At 47.6% G+C, this 1,348-nt stretch carries 2 protein-coding genes; both read left to right on the top strand.

Features of this window, described 5'->3' with window-relative positions; genetic code table 11:
* The coding region (locus tag R7Q38_RS23485) for an iron-containing alcohol dehydrogenase (RefSeq protein ID WP_318114481.1) at window positions 1-942 on the top strand (942 nt) is incomplete at its 5' end.
* Window positions 943-1,106: 164 nt separating this feature from the next.
* Window positions 1,107-1,348 (top strand): PQQ-dependent sugar dehydrogenase (locus R7Q38_RS23480; protein ID WP_318114480.1); only part of this gene is annotated, 242 nt, incomplete at its 3' end.

The following is a 1,348-nucleotide window of genomic DNA, read 5'->3' as shown; positions in this document are numbered from 1 at the left end:
AACCCTACAATCACCAACGTTAATGATGGCTTAGCTCTTCTAAAAGAGAACGAATGTGACTTCGTAATTTCACTTGGTGGTGGCTCACCACACGATTGTGCAAAAGGCATCGCACTGGTTGCATCTAACGGCGGAAAAATCGGCGATTACGAAGGCGTGGATCAATCAGCAAAACCAATGCTGCCACTAATCGCAATCAACACCACAGCAGGTACTGCATCTGAAATGACGCGTTTCTGCATCATCACTGACGAAGAGCGTCACATTAAGATGGCAATCGTTGCTCAACACACAACGCCTCTTATCTCTGTAAACGATCCAGAATTAATGCTTGCTAAGCCAGCGTCTTTGACGGCGGCAACAGGCATGGACGCGCTAACTCACGCGATTGAAGCGTACGTATCTATCGCGGCAACACCAATTACTGACGCTGTTGCAATCAAAGCGATCGAGTTAATTCAAGCGCACCTACGCACCGCAGTGAAAAACGGCGAAAACCTAGAAGCTCGTGAGCAAATGGCATACGCACAGTTCATGGCTGGCATGGCGTTTAACAACGCATCTCTAGGTTACGTTCACGCTATGGCGCACCAGCTAGGTGGTTTCTACGACCTACCACACGGTGTATGTAACGCAATCTTGCTTCCTCACGTACAACGCTACAACGCGCAAGTATGTCCAGAGCGTCTGCGTGATGTCGCGAAAGCGATGGGTGTGGATGTAGAAGGTATGTCGGCAGAGCAAGGTGCTGCGGCAGCGATCGACGCTATCGTTGCGCTAGCAAAAGACGTTGGTATTCCAGCTGGTATTAAAGAGCTTGGTGCGAAGCTAGAAGATATCCCAACACTAGCAGACAACGCATTAAAAGACGCGTGTGGTTTCACTAACCCTAAACAAGCAACTCACGAAGAGATTTCTGCAATCTTCGAAGCGGCAATGTAATCGCAGAAAGACAGATTCATCTCTAACACCTTAACTCAATCCCCGATCTGGTATCGGGGATTTTTTATATTCATACACCGCTCGCTGCAGCTTGTCATCATTTGGGGATCTCGCCATTTAGTGTTAGCTTTTAAGCATCCACGCACTTCAACATGGAAGGACCCATGAGAAATGTAACCATCGCCCTGCTCGCTTGTTTATCTTTTTCACTTCATGCTACGCAATACCAAGCTGATGAGGTTGCCAATGGGTTTCAAGTCCCTTGGGGCATTGAATTTATCGATTCGCAACGCGTAGTAGTGAACGAGAAAAATGGCACCATTTCATTGCTCAATGTGATGACAGGTCAACGCCATAAAATTCATAGTGCTCAGAACGTTAACACCAGTGGACAAGCCGGCTTACT

The organism is Vibrio sp. Vb0598 (assembly GCF_033338935.1).
Lineage (GTDB): Bacteria > Pseudomonadota > Gammaproteobacteria > Enterobacterales > Vibrionaceae > Vibrio > Vibrio alginolyticus.
This window is presented reverse-complemented; position numbering and strand designations above follow the sequence as displayed.